The 19,006-nt window shown below is 62.5% G+C and carries 17 protein-coding genes; 10 read left to right on the top strand and 7 right to left on the bottom strand.

Annotated elements, in window-relative coordinates; all coding sequences use genetic code 11:
• Window positions 1-45 precede the first annotated feature (45 nt).
• The 5 genes from hemC (at window position 46) to PYR65_RS03120 (ending at window position 5,388) form a co-directional block, all read left to right on the top strand.
• Window positions 46-975 (top strand): hydroxymethylbilane synthase, encoded by a 930-nt coding sequence (hemC, locus tag PYR65_RS03140; RefSeq protein WP_276119867.1) that lies wholly within the window; start codon window positions 46-48, stop codon window positions 973-975.
• A 4-nt stretch (window positions 976-979) separates the two neighbouring features.
• On the top strand, window positions 980-1,714 hold the full coding sequence (locus tag PYR65_RS03135; protein WP_276119866.1) for a uroporphyrinogen-III synthase: 735 nt from the start codon (window positions 980-982) through the stop codon (window positions 1,712-1,714).
• A gap of 140 nt (window positions 1,715-1,854) precedes the next feature.
• The gene (locus PYR65_RS03130) at window positions 1,855-3,156 is read left to right on the top strand and encodes a COG4223 family protein (RefSeq protein ID WP_276119865.1); all 1,302 of its coding nucleotides are present in this window, start codon (window positions 1,855-1,857) and stop codon (window positions 3,154-3,156) included.
• A 10-nt stretch (window positions 3,157-3,166) separates the two neighbouring features.
• Window positions 3,167-4,876, top strand: a complete 1,710-nt coding sequence (locus tag PYR65_RS03125; protein WP_276119864.1) for a heme biosynthesis protein HemY — start codon at window positions 3,167-3,169, stop codon at window positions 4,874-4,876.
• Window positions 4,877-4,902: 26 nt separating this feature from the next.
• A complete protein-coding gene (locus PYR65_RS03120; RefSeq protein WP_276119863.1) occupies window positions 4,903-5,388 on the top strand; it encodes a tellurite resistance TerB family protein in 486 nt (161 codons plus the stop codon).
• 148 nt (window positions 5,389-5,536) lie between these two features.
• Here the strand turns inward: PYR65_RS03120 and PYR65_RS03115 are convergent, their stop codons facing one another.
• Window positions 5,537-6,784 carry an MFS transporter gene (locus PYR65_RS03115; RefSeq protein WP_276119862.1) on the bottom strand — a complete coding sequence of 416 codons (1,248 nt, stop codon included), beginning with the start codon at window positions 6,782-6,784 and terminating at the stop codon, window positions 5,537-5,539.
• A gap of 130 nt (window positions 6,785-6,914) precedes the next feature.
• Between PYR65_RS03115 and PYR65_RS03110 the strand changes: the two genes are divergently transcribed.
• Window positions 6,915-7,208, top strand: coding sequence for a YggT family protein (locus PYR65_RS03110; RefSeq protein WP_113241811.1), 294 nt, complete (start codon window positions 6,915-6,917; stop codon window positions 7,206-7,208).
• A 221-nt stretch (window positions 7,209-7,429) separates the two neighbouring features.
• On the opposite strand, the gene ppa is transcribed toward PYR65_RS03110, so the two are convergent.
• The gene (gene ppa / locus PYR65_RS03105; protein ID WP_060638997.1) at window positions 7,430-7,963 is read right to left on the bottom strand and encodes an inorganic diphosphatase; all 534 of its coding nucleotides are present in this window, start codon (window positions 7,961-7,963) and stop codon (window positions 7,430-7,432) included.
• Window positions 7,964-8,117: 154 nt separating this feature from the next.
• Here ppa and PYR65_RS03100 point away from each other — a divergent pair, with 154 nt between their 5' ends.
• The gene (locus PYR65_RS03100) at window positions 8,118-8,732 is read left to right on the top strand and encodes a hypothetical protein (RefSeq protein ID WP_276119861.1); all 615 of its coding nucleotides are present in this window, start codon (window positions 8,118-8,120) and stop codon (window positions 8,730-8,732) included.
• A 15-nt stretch (window positions 8,733-8,747) separates the two neighbouring features.
• On the opposite strand, the gene PYR65_RS03095 is transcribed toward PYR65_RS03100, so the two are convergent.
• Window positions 8,748-9,254: a GNAT family N-acetyltransferase gene (locus PYR65_RS03095; protein ID WP_060638995.1), complete on the bottom strand. Its 507-nt coding sequence runs from the start codon at window positions 9,252-9,254 to the stop codon at window positions 8,748-8,750.
• 519 nt (window positions 9,255-9,773) lie between these two features.
• On the opposite strand from PYR65_RS03095, the gene PYR65_RS03090 reads away from it, so the two are divergent.
• From PYR65_RS03090 to PYR65_RS03080, 3 genes are all read left to right on the top strand, one after another.
• Window positions 9,774-10,640: an RNA polymerase factor sigma-32 gene (locus PYR65_RS03090; RefSeq protein WP_060638993.1), complete on the top strand. Its 867-nt coding sequence runs from the start codon at window positions 9,774-9,776 to the stop codon at window positions 10,638-10,640.
• Between the two features lie 482 nt (window positions 10,641-11,122).
• Window positions 11,123-12,595 (top strand): sensor domain-containing diguanylate cyclase, encoded by a 1,473-nt coding sequence (locus tag PYR65_RS03085; RefSeq protein WP_276119860.1) that lies wholly within the window; start codon window positions 11,123-11,125, stop codon window positions 12,593-12,595.
• Window positions 12,596-12,793: 198 nt separating this feature from the next.
• On the top strand, window positions 12,794-13,594 hold the full coding sequence (locus PYR65_RS03080) for an APH(3'') family aminoglycoside O-phosphotransferase (protein ID WP_276119859.1): 801 nt from the start codon (window positions 12,794-12,796) through the stop codon (window positions 13,592-13,594).
• Between the two features lie 4 nt (window positions 13,595-13,598).
• Here PYR65_RS03080 and PYR65_RS03075 read toward each other — a convergent pair whose 3' ends face one another.
• From PYR65_RS03075 to thiB, 4 genes are all read right to left on the bottom strand, one after another.
• The gene (locus PYR65_RS03075; RefSeq protein WP_456238689.1) at window positions 13,599-15,110 is read right to left on the bottom strand and encodes a M48 family metalloprotease; all 1,512 of its coding nucleotides are present in this window, start codon (window positions 15,108-15,110) and stop codon (window positions 13,599-13,601) included.
• A gap of 283 nt (window positions 15,111-15,393) precedes the next feature.
• Entirely contained in the window at window positions 15,394-16,116 is a 723-nt protein-coding gene (locus PYR65_RS03070; RefSeq protein ID WP_276119858.1) for a thiamine ABC transporter ATP-binding protein, read from the bottom strand.
• Complete coding sequence (gene thiP, locus PYR65_RS03065; protein WP_276120949.1) at window positions 16,103-17,740, bottom strand: thiamine/thiamine pyrophosphate ABC transporter permease ThiP; 1,638 nt, start codon at window positions 17,738-17,740, stop codon at window positions 16,103-16,105. The genes PYR65_RS03070 and thiP overlap by 14 nt, the downstream gene beginning before the upstream one ends.
• A 223-nt stretch (window positions 17,741-17,963) precedes the next feature.
• A complete protein-coding gene (gene thiB, locus PYR65_RS03060) occupies window positions 17,964-18,974 on the bottom strand; it encodes a thiamine ABC transporter substrate binding subunit (protein ID WP_276119857.1) in 1,011 nt (336 codons plus the stop codon).
• Between the last annotated feature and the right edge of the window lie 32 nt (window positions 18,975-19,006).

Raw genomic sequence — 19,006 nt, 5'->3', positions numbered from 1 at the left:
GGAAAGGCGGTTACACGGAACTCCGGTAACAACGGATCGCAGTGGATGCAAACAAAACCTTTCCGGATCGGCACGCGGGGCAGCCCGCTGGCGCTGGCGCAGGCCCATGAAACACGGGACCGGCTGATGGCGGCGCATGGCCTTCCCGCTTTAATGTTCGAGATCGTCGTGCTCTCGACCATGGGCGACCGGATCACCGACCGCTCGCTGTCGGAAATCGGTGGCAAGGGCCTTTTCACCCAGGAACTGGAGGATATGCTCATCTCCGGCGGGCTGGATTTTGCCGTGCATTCCTCCAAGGACATGCCGACCAAACTTCCAACAGGCCTGTTCCTCTCCGCCTACCTGCCGCGCGAAGATGCCCGCGATGCCTTTGTCGGCCGCACCGCCGCTAAGCTGCTCGACCTGCCTGAGGGCGCCACCATCGGTTCCTCGTCGCTGCGCCGCCAGGCTTTGATCAAGCGCCTGCGCCCGGATATCAACGTCATCACCTATCGCGGCCTGGTCGATACCCGGCTAAGGAAACTGGCAGAAGGCCAGGTGGATGCGACGCTGCTTGCGTTTGCCGGGCTGAAAAGGCTTGGCAAGGAAGACGTGCCGACCGAACTGCTCGATCCCGAAAGCTTCCCGCCTGCCCCGGCGCAGGGCGCCATCTGTATTGAGAGCCGCATCGGCGACGCCGCCATCAATGCGCTGCTCGAACCGGTCAACCACCTGAGAACCCACGAAGCCGTCACTTGCGAACGGGCATTTCTGGCGACGCTTGACGGCTCCTGCCGCACGCCGATCGCCGGTTACGCGGTCTCGGACGGCGAATACATCCGCTTTTCCGGCATGGTCTTGACCCCGGACGGGCGCGAATATTTCCGCGTGTCCACCGAAGGCAAGGCGTCGGATGCCGAACAGCTCGGCGCCAAGGCCGGGGACGATATCCGCATCGATGCGGGACCGGATTTCTTTTCGAGCTGGGCCTGAGCCCATGCCTGTCGCCGCACCGGGTCCCTTGCGCATTCTCGTCACCCGGCCGCAGCCGGCGGCAGCGGTGACGGCGGCAAGGCTGGAAGCAATGGGCCACACCGCCATTCTCCTGCCGGTCATGGAAGCCACCCATCAGCCCCTGGCCGCGCTGGAGGCGCTCAGCCATCCCCACAGCGCCATCGCGATCACCAGCGCCGAAGCCTGCCGGGCACTGGCACCCTATCGTGACCGTGTCGCGCCGCATGGTGAAACACCGGTCTATTGTGTCGGCAAGGCGACGGCGCTGGCGGCGCAGCGCCTGGGCTTCCGGCAGGTGATCACCGGCGATGGAACCGGAGTGTCGCTGGCAGGCATCGCCGCCGGTGCATCGGCAAGCCTTCCCGCCGGCCTGGTCTATCTCGCCGGATGGCCGCGCTCTCCAGCGTTCGAAGAAGGCTTGGAGGCCGCAGGCATTACCTGCCGCACAGCCGAAACCTACCGCATGTCAGCCATCGCCCACCCGCCTGAAATGGTCGGAAAGGTGCTGCGTCCGCCCGTACCGGATCTGGCTTTGCTCTATTCGCATGAAACCGCGCGGCATTTTTTCGCGCTGCTGTCTCCGCAAACGGCAGCCACGCTGTCCAGCATGCGGCTGATCTGCCTCAGTCAGCATGTGGCAGACGCTGTACCGCCCGGTTTCGGCCCGGTTGCCGTCGCCTCGCAACCCTCCGAAGACGCCCTTCTCGCCCTGCTCTGATTGCGTCAGCACCAAGCGGTCTGCGGCGCGTTACCACAGTCCGGTCAAGGAATTGTCGCTTGGGGGCTTTCCCTATCCATGCCGCGTGTCTAGGTTTAAGACAGTACGCCAAGTTCATGCGATAACGGAAAGAGATCATCATGGGACCGGAAAATCCTCCGCGCCGCTCGAAGTCCGGGCAGGAGCCGTTGACGATCGACCTCGATGCCACCGCTGTGCCACCGGAAGGATCCGATGACAGCAACGCAGCCGCAGAGCGCGAAGCGGCCGCAACGGACATTCATCCCGCTGAGATAAAGGACGAACCGGATCACGCCCAGACCGCTCTCGGCGAAACCGCTGCGCCGGTGCGCGAAGATATTCTGGATGCCGCAACTGCGAGAGCCGAAGCGGAACAGGAAGAAGCCCGCGCCGAAGCCGCTGCGGCCGCCTTTGCCGAGGAACCGGCACCGGCTGCAACCGCAACGCAACACTCCGCAGGCCCGGCCTATTCCGAGCCGCGCCGCGTGTCGAATTCCGGTGCGCTTGCTGCCGGCATTCTCGGCGGCCTGATCACGCTTCTGGGTGCTGGCGGCCTGCAATATGCCGGCATCCTGCCCTCGCTTGGGCCGGGCAATAGCGCCGTCGAACAGAGCCTTGTCGGCGATATCGAGGCGCTGAAGGCGCAGCTGGCATCCGCCCCGGCAGCGACGGCCGATCTCGGCCCGCTGGAAACCCGCATCACCGACCTGGAAAAGAAAACAGCCGAAGCCGGCAATGGCGCGGCCGCCGATGTCTCCGGCCTGGATGCCCAGATCACCAACCTGACGGGCGAGATCGCTACGCTGAAATCGGCGCTTGCCGATGCGCAGCAATCGACGCAAGCCGCTAAATCCGAGCTTTCGACCCGCCTCGATGCAGCCGAAAAGAAGATCGACGAACCGGCAAGCGACGTGCAGCTCGCGCGCGCCATCGCCGTCACCGCGCTGAAGACGGCGATAGACCGCGGCGGACCGTTCTTGGCCGAACTCGATGCACTGAAGAGCATTGCCGCCACAGACGCAGCCGTCACGGGCCTTGCCGAGGATGCCAAAACCGGGGTCGTGCCGCGCGCCGATCTGGTCCGCGATTTCCCGGATGTTGCCGATGCGATGCTTGAGGCGACCCGTCACACCGATCCCAACCAGGGCGTTTTTTCCCGCCTAATGGACAGCGCCTCTTCGGCCATCCGCGTCCGCCCGGTCGGCAGCGTCGAGGGCGAAGGCCCCGAGGCCGTCGTCGCCCGGATCGAGGACAGGCTCACCAATGGCGATCTCAAGGGCGCGAGCCTGGAATGGGATACCCTGCCGGAGCCTGCCAAGGCCGCCGGTGCCGATTTCAAGACCAAGCTGGACCAGCGCATCCGCGTCGAGGGTCTGATCGACGCCACCGTTGCCGGCGCGATGACGGCCAACCAGGGCTAAGGAAGAGTTCATGATCCGTATTCTGTTCTATGTTCTCATCGTCCTTGCCCTTGGCGCAGGCTTCGCCTGGCTTGCCGACCGTCCCGGCGAACTGTCGCTGATCTGGCAGGGTCAACGCATCGAAATGAGCCTGATGGTGGCGGCAACGCTGCTTGCCTCGCTGATCGCAGCCATCCTGATTGCGGTCTGGCTCGTGCGCGTCGTCTGGCTCTCGCCCCATTCCATCTCCCGCTATTTCCGCGCCCGCAAGCGCGACCGTGGCTATCAGGCGCTCTCGTCCGGCCTGATTGCCGCCGGCGCCGGCGATAGCGCCCTTGCCCGCAAGATGACCGCCCGCACGCGCGGACTGTTGAGCGCCGACCAGGAACCGCTGATCCATCTGCTCGAAGCCCAGACCGCGTTGATCGAAGGCAAATATGACGACGCCCGCAAGAAATTCGAGCTGATGGCCGACGATCCGGAAACCCGGGAACTCGGCCTGCGCGGTCTCTATCTCGAAGCCAAGCGGCTGGGCGCCAACGAGGCGGCCCGCCAATATGCCGAGCGCGCCGCCGACAAGGCGCCGCACCTGCCCTGGGCAACGCTGGCTGCGCTCGATTACCGCAGCCAGACCGGCCAGTGGGATGAGGCCATCCGCCTGCTCGACCAGAGCCGCACGGCGCATGTCATCGAACGCAAGGAGGCCGACCGCAAGAAAGCCGTGCTGCTGACCGCGCGCGCCTCTGAAAAGCTGGAGGCCGATCCGAAGGGGGCCCGCGACGATGCGCAGGCCGCCTTGAAGCTGGCCGAGGATCTGGTCCCCGCCGGCCTCATCGCCGCCAAGGCGCTGTTTCGCGAGGACAACCTGCGCAAGGGCGCCGGCATTCTGGAAAAGCTCTGGAAGCAGGACCCGCATCCGGACGTGGCCAAGCTCTATGTCCGCGCCCGCAGCGGCGATTCCGCCACCGACCGGCTGAAGCGCGCCAGCAAGCTGGAGGCGCTGCGCCCCAACAACGCGGTTGCGCTGGCAGCCGTTGCCGAAAGCGCGCTCGAGGCCCGCCAGCTGCCGCTTGCCCGCTCCAAGGCGGAAGCCGCAGCCCGGATCCAGCCGAGCGAAAGCATCTTTCTGCTGCTCGCCGATATCGAGGAGGCCGATACCAATGATGACGGCCGGATCCGCCACTGGATGAACCAGGCACTGAAAAGCCCGCGTGACCCCGCCTGGACCGCAGATGGCGTCACCGCACCCGAATGGCTGCCGGTCTCGCCCGTCAGCGGCCGCCTCGATGCGTTCGAATGGAAACAGCCGGTCGCCCAGATTGCCGGTCCGATCGAGGACGGCACGCCGGATGCCGCCGATGAGGCGATCCGCAGCCTGCCGCCGGTGGCCATCGTCCATCATCGCCCGGAACCAAAGGACGAGCCGCAGCCGGAACAGGACGTGACCTCCGCCTTACCCAGCGACGCCCCCCGCCACGTTATCGAAGTCGAGGAAAAACCGGAGGAGCCGGTGGTCAAGACCATCGCCGTTCCGGCCCCGAGCGAATCGGTCATCGTGCCGCAGACGGTGAAGACGGAGCCAAAACCGGTCCCGGCCAAGGTTAGCGACGGCAAGACGACTGCAGATGGCAAGCCGGTGGAGACGGTCGTCGAGCCCTTCTTCGGCCGCCCGCCGGATGATCCCGGCGTGCGCGAAGACGCCAGCAAGCCTTTGGAAAAGACCACATTTCGCCTGTTTTGAGAAACCCCGATCTTTAACGGAAAACCATGTTTGAACGTTTTCGAACTTTCCTCGACGGCCTGACCGGCAGTGGAACGCCTGTTATCGAGCCCGGTGATCCCCGCATTGCCATCGCCGCCCTCTGCATCCAGGTGATGGAGGCCGATGGCGAGGTCCATGAGAAGGAGCGCAAGAAAATACGCTCGATGGTCAAGGACCACTATCAGCTGGACGATGCGTCGCTCGACGCCCTGATTGCCGCCGGCGAGACCGCCGAAAGCCAGGCCATCGATTTCTTCCGCTTCACCTCCGACATCAAGCGGCATTTTTCCGAGGAGCAGCGGATAGACCTGATCGGTATGCTGTGGGAGATTGTCTATGCCGATGGCAAGCGCAGCGAGATGGAGGATCATGTGGTCTGGCGGATCGCTGACCTGCTCGGCGTATCCGGCAGGGACCGGATCATCAAGCGGCAGGAGGTGGCCGCCAAGCTCGACGTCGTGGAGGAGGCAACCGCGCACGAGGAAAAGTGACATGCTTTTCGACGACAGGACCTATGATCGGCGCACCATCGCGGCGGCCTGACCGGTCATAAAAGCGTGCCGCCACTCTCCGCCCTTGCGGTGGAGATGCCGGCAGTGCCGGCAGAGGGGGTGCCAACCACGCACGCAAACGCGATGATCACCCCGAAACAGAACGATCCGGCGCATCCAGCGAATCGATCTTGCGCAGTCGCGGAAAGCCGAGCGCCCAGATCACCGCGACCGCCAGCGTACCGGCACCGCCGATGACGACGGCCGGGACAGCCCCGATGAAATGCGCCATCGTACCGGCGCGGAATTCGCCCAGTTCGTTCGACGCGCCGACAAACACCATGTTGACCGCATTGACCCGGCCGCGCACCGCATCCGGCGTCCACAGCGCGATCAGCGTTTCGCGCACATAGACGGAAATCATGTCCGCCCCGCCCATCAGCATCAGCGCCATGATCGACAGCCAGGCAACCTGTGACAGGCCGAAGATCACCGTGCCGAGACCAAACAGCGCCACTCCGGCAAACATCAGCCGGCCGGCATGGTGGCGGATCGGGTAGGCTGCGAGCGTCACCGCCACGAGGATCGCGCCGATGCCGGGCGCCGCCCGCAACAGGCCAAGACCGAGAGGCCCGAGGATCAGGATTTCGCTGGCAAAGACCGGCATCAGCGCCACGGCACCGCCCAGAAGCACCGCAAACAGGTCGAGCGAGATCGCCCCCAGCACGATCTTTTCCGAGCGGATGAACCTGAACCCGGCCAGAACCGAGGTCCAGTCGCGCGGTTCGCTGAGACTATGCTGCGCCGGCTTCTCGATCATGAAGACGAGGACGGCCGACAGGACGAGGAAGGCAAGCGCTACGGAATAGGCGACTAGCGCGCTCAGCCCATACAGCAGGCCCCCGGCGACGGGGCCGAGAATGGCAGCCGTCTGCCAGGAAGAGGAATTCCAGGCGATGGCGTTGGCGAGATCCCGGGCTGGAACAAGGTTGGGCGCCAGCGACTGCACGGCGGGCGCCATGAAGGCGCGCTCGATCCCGAAGACGATCAGGATGGCAAAGACCGGCCAGGGCGAAAACGCATCCGCGATGGTCAGCCCCAGCAGCGCCGCCGCGCAGAGTGCGCTGATGATTATGCAGATGGAGACAATCATGCGCCGCGAATGCCGGTCGGCCACCGATCCGGTGATCAGGATCAACAGCAGCGACGGCAGGAACTGAAAAAGGCCGATCAGGCCGAGATAGAGCGTGTTCTGTGTCTGCTCGTACATCTGCCAGCCCACCGAGACGCTGATGATCTGGATGGCGAAGGATGCAAGGAAGCGGGCGAAGAAGAAACGGGCGTAGGAGACATGCCGGAACGCGGCGAACCGGTCAGCACCCTGAAGGACGGACATGCGGCGATCTTTCCGAACAACGGCAGGCTATCCCGCCGTATTAAACATGTTTGGCCCATAGCGAAAGCACGGACTTGCCGGTTTAGTCGTCAATGTCTACATGTCTGTCAACAACGAATTGGAGACCGGCATGCTTGCTGTCATTGCGACCCTGAATTTCATCATCAACATTGCGTGGTTCCTGGTCATCGCCTCGGCGATTTTTTCCTGGCTCTATGCCTTCAACGTCATCAACGTGAACAACAACGCCATCAACATGATCGGCCGCTCGCTCTATCAGCTGACGGAACCGCTCTACCGGCCGATCCGCAACGTGCTGCCCAATATGGGCGGCGTCGATCTCTCGCCGCTGGTCGTCTTGGTCATCCTTTATTTCCTCTGGTATTTCCTCAACACCACCGTTGCTGCCGCCCTGCTCAGCTAACCGTTCCCAAGCCTTCGAACCCAAGCTTGAACCCCTAACAACAAAAAACCTCCGGATCACCCAATCCGGAGGTTTTCTTTTACGGAGCGGCGGCCACCCCACCCTCCCTCTTCTCCCCACCGGGGAGAAGGTGGCCCGCAGGGCCGGATGAGGGGGCCACGCGCCCAAAACTCACAAAAAGCCCCTCTTAAACGAAAGAGGCCGCATTCCCAGCAGGGTTGTTACTTCTCGCCCTTGGCGCGCTCGACAGCTTCGAGGATCAGCTGTTGGGCAACGGTGACATCCTTCCAGCCATAGATCTTCACCCACTTGCCGGGCTCCAGGTCCTTGTAGTGCTCGAAGAAATGCTCGATCTGCTGCAGGGTGATTTCCGGAAGGTCCGTATAGTCCTTCACCTTGTCGTAGCGCTTGGTCAGCTGGTAGTTCGGCACGGCGACGATCTTTTCGTCCTTGCCGGAATTGTCTTCCATCATCAAGACGCCGATCGGGCGCACGTTGATGACGCAGCCGGGAACCAGCGGACGGGTGGATGCGATCAGCACATCGATCGGATCGCCGTCTTCCGACAGCGTGTGCGGCACGAAACCGTAATTTCCCGGATAGGTCATCGGCGTGTAGAGGAAACGGTCGACCACCAGCGTACCGGCTTCCTTGTCCATTTCATACTTGATCGGATGCCCGCCAACCGGAACCTCGACGATCACGTTGATATCTTCAGGCGGATTCTTTCCAATCGAAATTGCATCAATACGCATGAGTTTTCCCCCACGGGCCAGTTTTTCGGATGGCAAGTCCGATAACGGGAAACATGACGCGGCGCAACATGACTTTCGTTTTCGTCCGAAAAATGCGACGTTTCAGCGGATATTCGTGCCGGATATGAAGGATCGGTGAACAGGAGCATCCAGGATGAAGCATGTCTGCATTCTCGCATCGCTGGCCCTGATCATCGCCGTGCCGCAGGCTGCCCGCGCCAATGAGAGCGTCTACACGACACTCGATACCGATCACTGCAAACAGCTGTCGGGCGACGACGAACCGGGCGGCGCCATCATGCTGATGTGCAAAGGTTACACCGATTATCCCGTCTATTATACGGAGGTCGAACTGCGCCAGGCCATTCTTTACGGCAAGGTGGCTCAAGCCTTTATCAAAGGCACGTTCGAGACCTTTGGCGCCTACAACTATACGGGACGGACGATCGAATGGCGGTTGAACGTTAGCGGACTGCCGGTGGCAGCCATCCAGCGCTGGTTCATCTCCAATTCCGGCGTCATGCAGCCTGGCCCCGCCCCCGCCGATACCGGCCAGGTTCTCGTCATTTCGAAAGTTGCTGCAAGCGATGGCAAGGGCTGTGTCGTCGGCTATGTCGATGCGCTGTCAAATCCGGAGCCGAACCTGCTGGCCCGTCAGGTCGCCGATGCAAATGCTGCGGGTTTTGTTTGCGCTAAAGATAAGGCGGTTTTTCATGGGGTGCGCGGCGCGCTCGCAACCGATCCCAGCCATTCCTTCCGAAATCCCTGAAGACCGGCAAAAATATCAATCCCAGATATAGCCGATCTTTTTCAGGTTCTTCTCGCCGAAATCCTCCATGCCCTCGCAGATATCGCGGCCACCGGCCATGCGGAAGAAACGGTCGGCATGGTGGCTGTCTTCCAGGCACCAGACGACCAGCCCCTGGCAGCCCAGCGATTTCAACAGGCTTTTGGCTTCGCCGAACAGGATGCGGCCAAGGCCGATGCCCTGATATTCCGGCCGCAGGTAAATCTCGTAGACCTCGCCTTCCTGCGGCAGCGAGCGGGAACGGTTGAGGCCCAAGGTCGCATAACCGGCGATGACGCCGGCCACTTCGACGACCAGCAGCGTCGAGGGTCCGCGCGTCGCCTTGCGCCACCATGCATGGTCGCGCCGATGCACCATCTGGGTCAGCGGCTTGTGTGGAATGAGGCCGCCATAGGCTTGCAGCCACGAGACGCGGTGCACGTCCGATATGGACATGGCGTCCCTCGGCTCGCCCGGGCGCACCTCGATGGATAGTGTTTTCATAACGCGACTCTAGACCCGTGCCGGACAAACAGGAATCCCGTCCAAGCCCTGTCTTTAACTAACTCACAGGCAACTTATGGGGACAACCATCAAAAGTTAACGCTTTTTTAACTTTTCCGGCAAGCAGCAATCATCACGTCACACAAGATTTGCCCGCCATGCTGAGGCTAAATGCAGGACGGATTTCACTTTTTGCTTCTCAAGGTGATTCGAGCGGACCAGGCAACGCGCGCTGGTTGTGCTGTTCGCCGCGAACACAGCCACGCAGCAAAAAAATGCCCGCCGCCGCAAAAATACGGCAGCGCAGCAGGGAACCTTTTCGTCAGGTCGCGCGTTTGAAAGCGTCCGGATTATGTGCCTTGCGCAAATCCGGGCAGCCGCGGCCACTCTCTCCGGCCTCGGATCTTAACGGGAAGTAGGGCGGTTCGAATTCTGGTCAAGCACCAGGCGTTGGAAATCCCGAATTACCTATCGACCTATCGTTCAGCGGCACGCCTCGTGCCCGTCATGGAGTAGCCGATGAAAAATCTCTCAGCAGACCGGCGGATGATCAAGATCGCCATGGCGGCACCCTATCTCGCACGGGATGAGGAACATGCGTTGGCCTTGGCCTGGAAAGACCACCAGGACCAGGATGCCCGCAACAAGATCGCCATGGCGCATATGCGCCTGGTGATTTCCATGGCCTCCAAGTTCCGCAATTTCGGCCTGCCGATGAGCGATCTCGTCCAAGAAGGCCATATCGGCCTTCTGGAAGCCGCAGCCCGGTTCGAGCCGAGCCGCGACGTCCGCTTCTCCACCTATGCCAGCTGGTGGATCCGTGCCTCGATGCAGGATTATGTGCTGCGCAACTGGTCGATCGTGCGCGGCGGCACCTCGTCGGCGCAAAAAGCCCTGTTCTTCAATCTGCGCCGCCTGCGCGCCAAGCTCGCCCAGGGCGACCGCCAGCTAACGGCGCGCGCCGTGCATGAGGAAATCGCCGTGGCGCTCGGCGTCAGCCTTGCTGATGTGCAGACCATGGACGCGCGCCTCTCCGGCAATGACGCATCGCTGCAGGCGCCGATTTCATCCTCTGGTGAATCCGACGGCGGCGAGCGCCTCGACCTTCTCGCCTGCGACGCCCCCCTGCCCGACGAGCAGGTCTCCGACATGATCGACAGCGAGCGCCGCCGCACCTGGCTCAGCCACGCGCTTTGCCAGCTGAACGAGCGCGAGATGAAGATCATCAGCGCCAGGCGTCTCTGCGAAGACAGCGCCACGCTGGAAGAACTCGGCGCCGACCTCGGCATCTCCAAGGAACGCGTCCGCCAGATCGAAACCCGCGCCCTGGAAAAGCTGAAAGTAGCCCTGGTCGCCGAAGCCCCGGTGCTGGCCATGCGCCACTAGACAACGCGGCGCTCACCGCCAAGAGACAAAGCGGCGCTCACCGCCAAGCGTGAGCGCACCTACGGCGCGGTGAAAGCTCCCCACCCTCCGTCATCCTCGCCCCTGTGGCGGGGATACAGTGATCCGACGTCCGTCGGGTCAAAAGACTATTTCAGATCAATGACTTGGCTGGCTTGAGTCTAGTTGTGAGCTTGCCCTGGATCCAAGGGGAGAAGGAAAGGGAGAATTTAGCAAACCGTTCAGTTTCCAGCATAAGCTGCAGGAAAGTTAGAAAATAGCCTTTCGGTAATCTCAACCCCTCCTCTGCCGGGTAAGGCTATTCAACCCGAGCTGTAAGGGCCAAATTCGGCCACAACGCACTCCCACCCTCAAATGTTGTGATGCAGCAATCAAGACGCGGTTTACCTTTCGCGGGTAAGACTGTGGATACGCATATCTCTGCCGGTTGCACATCTTTAACCGGCTCGCTTTCAGGTGGCACAATGCAAGACACATTCGAGTCCAGCGTCTTCAATCTTGCGCCGATTGCCATGTGGATTGAGGATTTCAGCGAGGTCAAATCGCTGTTCGATATCTGGCGATCACAGGGGATCACCGATATCCGTACCTTCCTGCGCGACGACGTTTCGCGTATCGCGCAATGCTCCACGCTGATCTGCGTTATCGATGTCAACCGGAAGACGCTCGAGCTCTTCGAGGCCGATGACGTCGATCATCTTCGCGCCGGTGTGGCGCAGATCTTCCGCGACGACATGCTCGAAACCCATATCAACGAACTGGCCGACCTCTTCGACGGAAAGCTGGCGTTTTCCAGCACCACCGTCAACTACACGCTTTCAGGCCGCCGGCTCGATATTCAGCTTCGTGGCGCCGTCATGCCGGGCCATGAGGGCTCGCTTGCCAAGATATTGCTGACCACCGAAGACATTACCGCGCGCGAAGATGCGCGCCGGGCCGAGATCACACAGAGGCTCTATGCCGAAGGCATTTTCGAGCATTCGCCGGTCTCGCTGTGGATCGAGGATTTCAGCCGCATCAAGACGTTGATCGAGGATATCCGCGCCCGCGGCATCGTCGATTTCCGCACCTTCATGGATGTCCATCCGGAATTCGTCACGCAGTGCATGAGCGAAATCCGCGTCATCGACGTCAACCAGGCCACGCTCGACCTCTTCTGCGCATCAGACCGCATGACGCTGCTGCAGCGGCTCAGCGACATCTTCCGGGGCGACATGGAAAAGCCGTTCCGCGAGCAGCTGATCGAACTTTGGAACGGCAACCTATTCCACCACCGCGAAGTCATCAACTATGCGCTGGATGGGTCGGAGCGGCACATTCTGCTGCATTTTTCGGTCTTCCCCGGCCGCGAACACGACTGGGCCCGCGTCCAGGTCGCGCTCACCGATATCACCGCGCGCAAGAAGGCCGAGGCCTATCTCGAATATCTCGGCAAGCACGATGTGCTCACCAAGCTCTACAACCGCGCCTTCTATGCCGAGGAGATCAACCGGCTGGAGCGCAAGTCGCTGCGCCCGATTTCGGCGATCATCATCGATCTCAACGGGCTGAAAGAAGCCAATGATCAGCTCGGCCATGATGCCGGCGATGCCCTGTTGCGCCGGTTCGGCGAAATCCTCAATGGCGCGGTGTCACAGCCCAACCATGCAGCCCGCATCGGCGGCGACGAATTCGCCGTCCTCTTGCCGGGCGCTGACAACAAGGCAGCGGCCGCGATCATGGACACGATCAACGAGCTCCTGAAGATCAACAACCAGTTCTACTCGAGCGCGCCGCTCACCATGTCCTTCGGCGTCGCCACCAGCGAACAGGGCGAATCCATGGAATCCCTCGTCCAGCGCGCCGACACGCTGATGTACGAGCACAAGCGTGCATTTTACGCCGCCAGGGGCACCTTGAGCGCAAGCGGCAGCCGCATTGCACGCCGGACCTCATAACCGCAATACTCCGGCATCTCGAAGGCAAACGTTAACAAAGACCCAAGCTCCGGGTCTCAGCTTTAAATGTAGATAACAGCATTCCCCCTCTCGCCCGCAGCCTGTCGCACGGCTTTGCACGCATGGCATTGATCCTCAAACGGAGCATTCCTAAATCAAAGACCTTCCTCGGAAGCCTTCGCTCAGGACATTCCCGCCATGCCGCTTCACCTCCCGTCTTTCCTGCCTTCAAGCGCCGGATGGCAGCCCGTCAGCCATGGTGAATCCGGCGATGCCGTTTTTCGCAGCGATGATGCAAACCGTTATGCGAAAATTGCCGGCCCCGCCCGCCGGAAAGCGCTGGCGCAAGAGCGGCGGCGGGTCGAATGGCTGTCAAAGACCAACATTGGCGCGCCGCGCGTGCTGGACTGGATCGAAAACGACGATGGCGCAGCCCTTATCCTCTCGGCGGTTCCCGGTATTCCCGCAAGCGCGCTTCCGGCAGCAGACCTGTTGAAAGCCTGGCCATCGATGGCCGAAACGTTGAAAGCCCTGCACGGCCTGCCGGTAGCGTCCTGCCCCTTTTCCCGCCGCCTTGCTGACATGGTGGCGACCGCGCGCGATGTTGTCGGCCGTAATGCCGTCAATCCGGAGTTCCTCTCCCCGCAAGACAAAGGCCGTCCGCCTGCAGGACTTCTCGCCGAGATCGAGACGGAGGCGCCGCAGCGGCTTGAGCAGGAAAAGGCTGATCTCGTGATCTGCCACGGCGACGCCTGTATGCCGAATTTCATGGTCGATCCTGAGACCCTGCGATGCACCGGCCTCATCGATCTCGGCCGTCTCGGCCTTGCCGATCGCCATGCCGACTTTGCGCTGATGCTGGCCAATGCGCGGGAAAGCTGGGAGACCAGAGAGCAGGCCGAAAGCGCCCGGCAGATCCTGTTCGGCATTAACGGCCTGACGGAGGACGACGGCCGCCTCGGCTTCTATCTCCGGCTCGACCCGCTGACCTGGGGCTGAGCCCTCATTCCGAAATGATCTTCACCCTGTCGCCGGGCTTCACCGTCGAGGTCACCTGCATGGCATTGATCAGGCGGAAGAGGTCGAGCTTGCGGTCGGTGCCCATCATCCGGGCCGACAGCGTTGCCAGCGTATCGCCGGGCCGTGCGGTGACGACACGGATACGCAACGGTTTCAACGCCGCCGCTTCCTGTGGTGTCATGCGGCGGAAGGAGGTTCGCAGCACGTTGGCGGTTGGCTCCAAACTCGGTGCGCCCTTCGGCACGGCGGTGAGGAAACGGTAGATCTGCGTGTCGATGCGGATCACGGTCACGTCGAAATCCCAGCGCTCGGCCGATGCCCGCGCCGTTGCCGCCTCCAGCCCGTTGATCTCCACGGCGCGGATCGTGTCCGGTTGCAGGCCGGTTACCCAGCCGCTGGCAATATAATCGGTCAGGCTGCGCTTCTGGCCATCGGCCACGCCGTCGAACCGGACCGCCGTCTCATCCGGCCCGGTCGCCAGCACCGCTTCCGCCTTGTTGTCGATCTGGAAGCCTGCGGGCACGTCAAAGCGGATGCCGAGCTTGCCATGCAGGAATGTCTGGCCGCGCACATAGCCTTCCTGCGGGCTGTCGCCATAGAGCAGGCCGTCGATACCGGCGAGATAATAGTCACGGCCCCGGTCGCCCACGGCCCCTTCCGCCCCAAAGGCGCGGGCATGGCGGCGGGCGAGATCGACGCGCTGCGGCGCGCTCGGATGGCTCGACAGGAAGTCCAGGCTCTGGTCGCTGTCGGGATCGACCGAGGAGAAACGGCTATAGGCCGCCATCGAATCCAGGAAACGCGCCGCCGCATAGGGGTCGTAGCCGGCTTCGCCGAGCATGCGCACGCCGATCACATCAGCCTGCAATTCCTGATTGCGCGAAAAGGCCGCCAGCCGCAGTTTGCCGCGCGCCAAGGCCTGCTTGCCCGCCAGATCGCTCGACAGAACTTCGGACACGACGCGGCTGGCAATGACCTCCGCCTCTTCACGCTGCTGGCGCTCGATGCCGTGGTTGGCGGTGACATGCGCCATTTCATGGGAGAGCACGGCAGCCACTTCCGAAGCATCATTGGCGAGCGCCAGGAGACCGCGCGTCACGTAGAGATAGCCGCCCGGCAGCGCAAAGGCGTTGATGGCGGGGGAATTGAGGATGGTGATCCGGTAGGACTGGTTCGGATTTTCCGAAACCGCCGTCAGCGCGCCGGTGATACGGGCAACCAGGCGCTCGGTCTTTTCATCCTGATATTCGCCGCCATAGCTTGCGACGATGCGCGGATGTTCGCGCGCGCCGACCTGCGCACGCGGGTCGTTCTTCTGCACTTCCTCGACGATTTGCGGATTGGAGGATGGCGAAACCTTGGGCTCGTAGGTCTGTTCGATCACCGATTGGCAGGACGACAGCAGCATGCAACCCAGGAGCGCTGCGACGGCGCGTGAAGACACGCCGGCGCCTGCGCGCGTTACCCGCCTTTGCGTGCCTGTCGTTGTGCTCATCGCCTCAGCTCATTTCCAGTCTTCAAGCCAGCCGTGCAAACCGTTCAGGCCCTCGCACGCGTGCAAATTCAGTATTCATTACAGCCGTATAAATAGGTCCGGCGGCCGCTACGGCAATGACCTGCTGTAGCCTTTCGCGCCATATATGCCTAGCTTACCAGCACAGAAATAGTTTCCCCGTGATATCCCGGCCACGCCGCCCATAACAGGGTGGCGCGGGACATCGAAATCGCCGTCGCACAGGCTATCGTTCAAATTGTGGCAAGAGCATCGCAGGCGATGCTCACCGTCCGAGAAAGCGGTCGACAGCCGCAAGGCCGGAATGCGCCAGAAACTGCGCCTTCGGCTCGTGCAGAATGATGCGGCCCTTGTCGAGAAAGAGCACGCTGTCGGCCATCATCCGGACATCGTCGGGATGATGGGTAATGACCAGGATCGTGTGGCCTTCCTGCCGGTGCAGATCGAGAAGCAGATCGATCATCCCGGCGCGCAAGCCGGGATCGAGCGCTGCAAACGGCTCGTCGAGCAGAAGCACCGGCTTGCGGCGCACCAGAGCGCGCGCAAGCGCCACGCGCTGGCGCTCGCCCCCCGATAATGTCGGCGGCAAACGCTTGCCGAAACCGTCGAGCCCGACGCGGATGAGCGCGCTCGCGATCTTTGCCTTTTCCTTGAGGCCAAGCTTCAGCGCCGGATCGATGCCGAGACCGATATTGGTAGCGACGTCGAGATGGGCAAACAGGTTATGCTCCTGGAAGATCACCGAGACCGGCCGCTCCGCCGGATCGCGCCCGTCCACATCTTCTCCTAGAATATCAACCCTGCCCGCATCCGGCGTCTCGAACCCGGCAATCACATTGAGCAGCGTCGATTTGCCGGACCCGGATGCGCCGGTAACGGCCACGATCTCACCCTTGCCGATAGCGCAATCGAACTGCAACTGCGTTGCCCCGAACCGCACCCGCACATCGCTGAGGCGAACCGCAATAGTCGTATCAGGCGGCGGCATTTTTTCTCCTGTCAGCATCGGCGCGCGGCGTCCCGGCGATCGTCAGCACCAGGCAGACGAGGCCGAGAAACAGCGCCAGCCCGGCCGCATCGGTCGAGCGGTATCCGGCCATACGGCTATAGAGCAGCCAGGGCAAGGTCACCATATCCTGCGAGCCAAACAGCGCCACCGCGCCAAGATCGCCCAGCGACAGAGCGCAGGCAAAGGACAGGGCCATCATCAGCGGCCTGCGCAAGCCCGGCCAGTCGATCAGCCGCAAACGGTGCCAGCTGCCAAGGCCGAGGCTGACGGCAAGCCTGCCGGTGCGCGCCGCATGGGTGGCCATGGCCGGCTCCAGCACGCGGTAGACGAAAGGTAGCGCCATCAGCGCATTGATCAGGATAACCAGGAGCGGCGCAAACCGGGCGACATCGCCGAGCGGCCGCAACAGGAGGAACCAGCCGGCCCCCAGAACCACGGGCGGCACCAGAAGCACCAGCGACGAACTGGCAAAGATGCCGGCCGCCAGCCCGCGTTGCACCAAGGCAGGCCGCCGTGGCGACAGCGCTGCCTGCCGCGCCCGGATCATCACGGCCGCCGACAGGACGCAAAGCAGGCCGGAGGTGAGCGCGATGACGACGCTGGTAAGCAAGGCCCGCTGCACCATCGGATCGCTGGCAAGCCGGACAAGGTCGGAGCGCAGACCCGAGGCGACAACGGACCCAAGCGGCAGGACGAGGAACAGGACAGCCAGCGCGATCACCAGTCCGTCGGCCACCCGCTGAAACCCGCGGCGCCCATCGAACCGGCGCACCCGGCGCCCGCCGCCATGGCCGTCATCAACAGCCGGCGTCATCAGCCGTATTGCAACCAGAAGCGTTGCGGTCACCGAAATCTGCAGCAGCGACAGGGCGATGGCGCGCGGCGGATCGAAATCGAACCGCAGCGCCTGGTAGATCGCCACCTCGATCGTGCTGGCCGCAGGCCCGCCGCCAAGCGTCAGGACCAGGGTAAAGCTGGTGGCGCAGAGCATGAAGATCAGCCCGGCGATCCCCGGCAACAGTCCCCGGATCGCCGGCCATTCGATGAAACGGAAAATCGACAGCGGCCGCATACCGAGATTGGCCCCGGCAAGCCAATATTCGCCGGGAATACGCTCCAGCCCGCCCAGCATCAGCCGCGCGGCCAAGGGCATGTTGAAGAAGACATGCGCAACGAGAATGCCCGACAGGCCATAGATGCTGACGGGTTGATCAAGCCCCAAAGCCACCAGCCCCGTGTTCAAAACCCCCTGCCGCCCCCAGATCCCGATCAGCCCGAGCGCCGCCACCAGCGCCGGCAACCCAAGCGGCAGCGCCATCAGCCGGATGATCCAGACCCGGCCGGGAAAATCCACCTGCCGGGCCAACGCAAGCGCCACGGGAATGGCAAAGGCAATGGAAAGCACCGTGGACAGCGTCGCCTGCAACAGCGTGAACCGGGCCACACGCCAGACATAGGCATCAAACAGCGCCCCATCACGGGCGGATCCCGGCTCGTCAAACGCCAGAAGCGCAGCCGCCGCCAGGCAAACGAACAGCACGATGCCCCCAAGGCAAAGCGCCCCGGCGGTCAATGTCCATCGACGTTCAATACGGCCGATCATCATGGCTTTATATCGTTTACAGCCGGCGCCTCGCTCCCTCTTCTCCCCAGCGGGGAGAAGGTGGCCCGCAGGGCCGGATGAGGGGGCCGAAGGCACCATTGTCTCGCTCCGGCTTCGCCGGAGCCCCCCTCATCGCCTCGCATCCGCTCGGCACTTCTCCCCGCTGGGGAGAAGAGGAAACCCTTTCCGTGCGGCCACGATCCAGCGATCATCTCTGGCGCTGTCAATTCCGGCTCATCGCCGCCAGCCACTCATCGATCCAAGCCTTGCGATTGGCCGCCACCGCGTCCGAAGACATCAAAAACGTCTTTTCCGGCGTCACCAGCTTGCCGAAAGCCTCCGGCAACGGCTCCCTGGTGGCGGCAACAGGCATCATCCAATTGGTCGTCGGGATGATCGACTGGAACTCTGGCCCCGTAACAAAGGAGAGGAACTGTTTGGCGAGCGCCGGATCCTTGGCAGCCTTGGTGATGCCAGCCACTTCGATCTGGATGTAATGCCCCTCGGAAAACGCGGCCGCCTGATAGCGGTCGGTGTTTTCGGCCACCATGTGATAGGCCGGCGAGGTCGTATAGGACAGGACCATCGGCGCCTCGCCCTTGGTGAACAGGCCGTAGGCTTCCGACCAGCCGGGGGTGACGGTCAGCACGCGGTTCTTGAGTTTCGCCCAGGCGGCAGGCGCCTCCGCACCATAGACTGACTTTACCCACAACAGCAGTCCGAGGCCCGGCGTCGAAGTGCGCGGGTCCTCGATGACGATCTTCTGGTCCGGATCGCCCTCGACCAGCTCCTTCAGGCTCTTGGGCGGCTGTTTCATCACCTGCGTGTCGTAGATCACGGCGAAATGGCCGTAGTCATAGGGCACGAACGTATCGTCGGAAAACCCGCCGGGCACCTTGATGGCGGAGGTATCGATGCCATGCGGCGCAAAGAAGCCGGTCGCCTTGGCCTCGGAGACCAGATTGGTATCGAGCCCGAGCACGATATCCGCCTTGGAAGAGGCGCCCTCGAGCTTCAGCCGGGTTAGAAGCTCGACGCCATCGGCAACGCTGACATAGGAAAGCTTGCAGCCGCAGGTCTTCTCGAACGCTTCCGCCACCTTGGCGCCGGGGCCCCATTCGCTGGTGAAGCTCTCATAGGTATAGACCGTTAGCACCTTGTCTTGCGAAAGCGCCGGAAACGGCGCAGCAAACACAGCCAAAGCCCCGATAAATGAAATGATCGCCTTGCGCATCCGCGCCTCCTTATAAATCCAAAAATTGGGAA

Origin of the sequence: Pararhizobium qamdonense, assembly GCF_029277445.1 — a bacterium.
Classification (GTDB): Bacteria; Pseudomonadota; Alphaproteobacteria; order Rhizobiales; family Rhizobiaceae; genus Pararhizobium; species Pararhizobium qamdonense.
This window is presented reverse-complemented; position numbering and strand designations above follow the sequence as displayed.

Bases quoted from the DNA above. Each gene is read 5' to 3' on its own strand.
- hemC (WP_276119867.1), top strand. From the start codon at position 46: ATGCAAACAAAACCTTTCCGGATCGGCACGCGGGGCAGCCCGCTGGCG.
- PYR65_RS03135 (WP_276119866.1), top strand. From the start codon at position 980: ATGCCTGTCGCCGCACCGGGTCCCTTGCGCATTCTCGTCACCCGGCCG.
- PYR65_RS03130 (WP_276119865.1), top strand. From the start codon at position 1,855: ATGGGACCGGAAAATCCTCCGCGCCGCTCGAAGTCCGGGCAGGAGCCG.
- PYR65_RS03125 (WP_276119864.1), top strand. From the start codon at position 3,167: ATGATCCGTATTCTGTTCTATGTTCTCATCGTCCTTGCCCTTGGCGCA.
- PYR65_RS03120 (WP_276119863.1), top strand. From the start codon at position 4,903: ATGTTTGAACGTTTTCGAACTTTCCTCGACGGCCTGACCGGCAGTGGA.
- PYR65_RS03115 (WP_276119862.1), bottom strand. From the start codon at position 6,784: ATGTCCGTCCTTCAGGGTGCTGACCGGTTCGCCGCGTTCCGGCATGTC.
- PYR65_RS03110 (WP_113241811.1), top strand. From the start codon at position 6,915: ATGCTTGCTGTCATTGCGACCCTGAATTTCATCATCAACATTGCGTGG.
- ppa (WP_060638997.1), bottom strand. From the start codon at position 7,963: ATGCGTATTGATGCAATTTCGATTGGAAAGAATCCGCCTGAAGATATC.
- PYR65_RS03100 (WP_276119861.1), top strand. From the start codon at position 8,118: ATGAAGCATGTCTGCATTCTCGCATCGCTGGCCCTGATCATCGCCGTG.
- PYR65_RS03095 (WP_060638995.1), bottom strand. From the start codon at position 9,254: ATGAAAACACTATCCATCGAGGTGCGCCCGGGCGAGCCGAGGGACGCC.
- PYR65_RS03090 (WP_060638993.1), top strand. From the start codon at position 9,774: ATGAAAAATCTCTCAGCAGACCGGCGGATGATCAAGATCGCCATGGCG.
- PYR65_RS03085 (WP_276119860.1), top strand. From the start codon at position 11,123: ATGCAAGACACATTCGAGTCCAGCGTCTTCAATCTTGCGCCGATTGCC.
- PYR65_RS03080 (WP_276119859.1), top strand. From the start codon at position 12,794: ATGCCGCTTCACCTCCCGTCTTTCCTGCCTTCAAGCGCCGGATGGCAG.
- PYR65_RS03075 (WP_456238689.1), bottom strand. From the start codon at position 15,110: ATGAGCACAACGACAGGCACGCAAAGGCGGGTAACGCGCGCAGGCGCC.
- PYR65_RS03070 (WP_276119858.1), bottom strand. From the start codon at position 16,116: ATGCCGCCGCCTGATACGACTATTGCGGTTCGCCTCAGCGATGTGCGG.
- thiP (WP_276120949.1), bottom strand. From the start codon at position 17,740: ATGATCGGCCGTATTGAACGTCGATGGACATTGACCGCCGGGGCGCTT.
- thiB (WP_276119857.1), bottom strand. From the start codon at position 18,974: ATGCGCAAGGCGATCATTTCATTTATCGGGGCTTTGGCTGTGTTTGCT.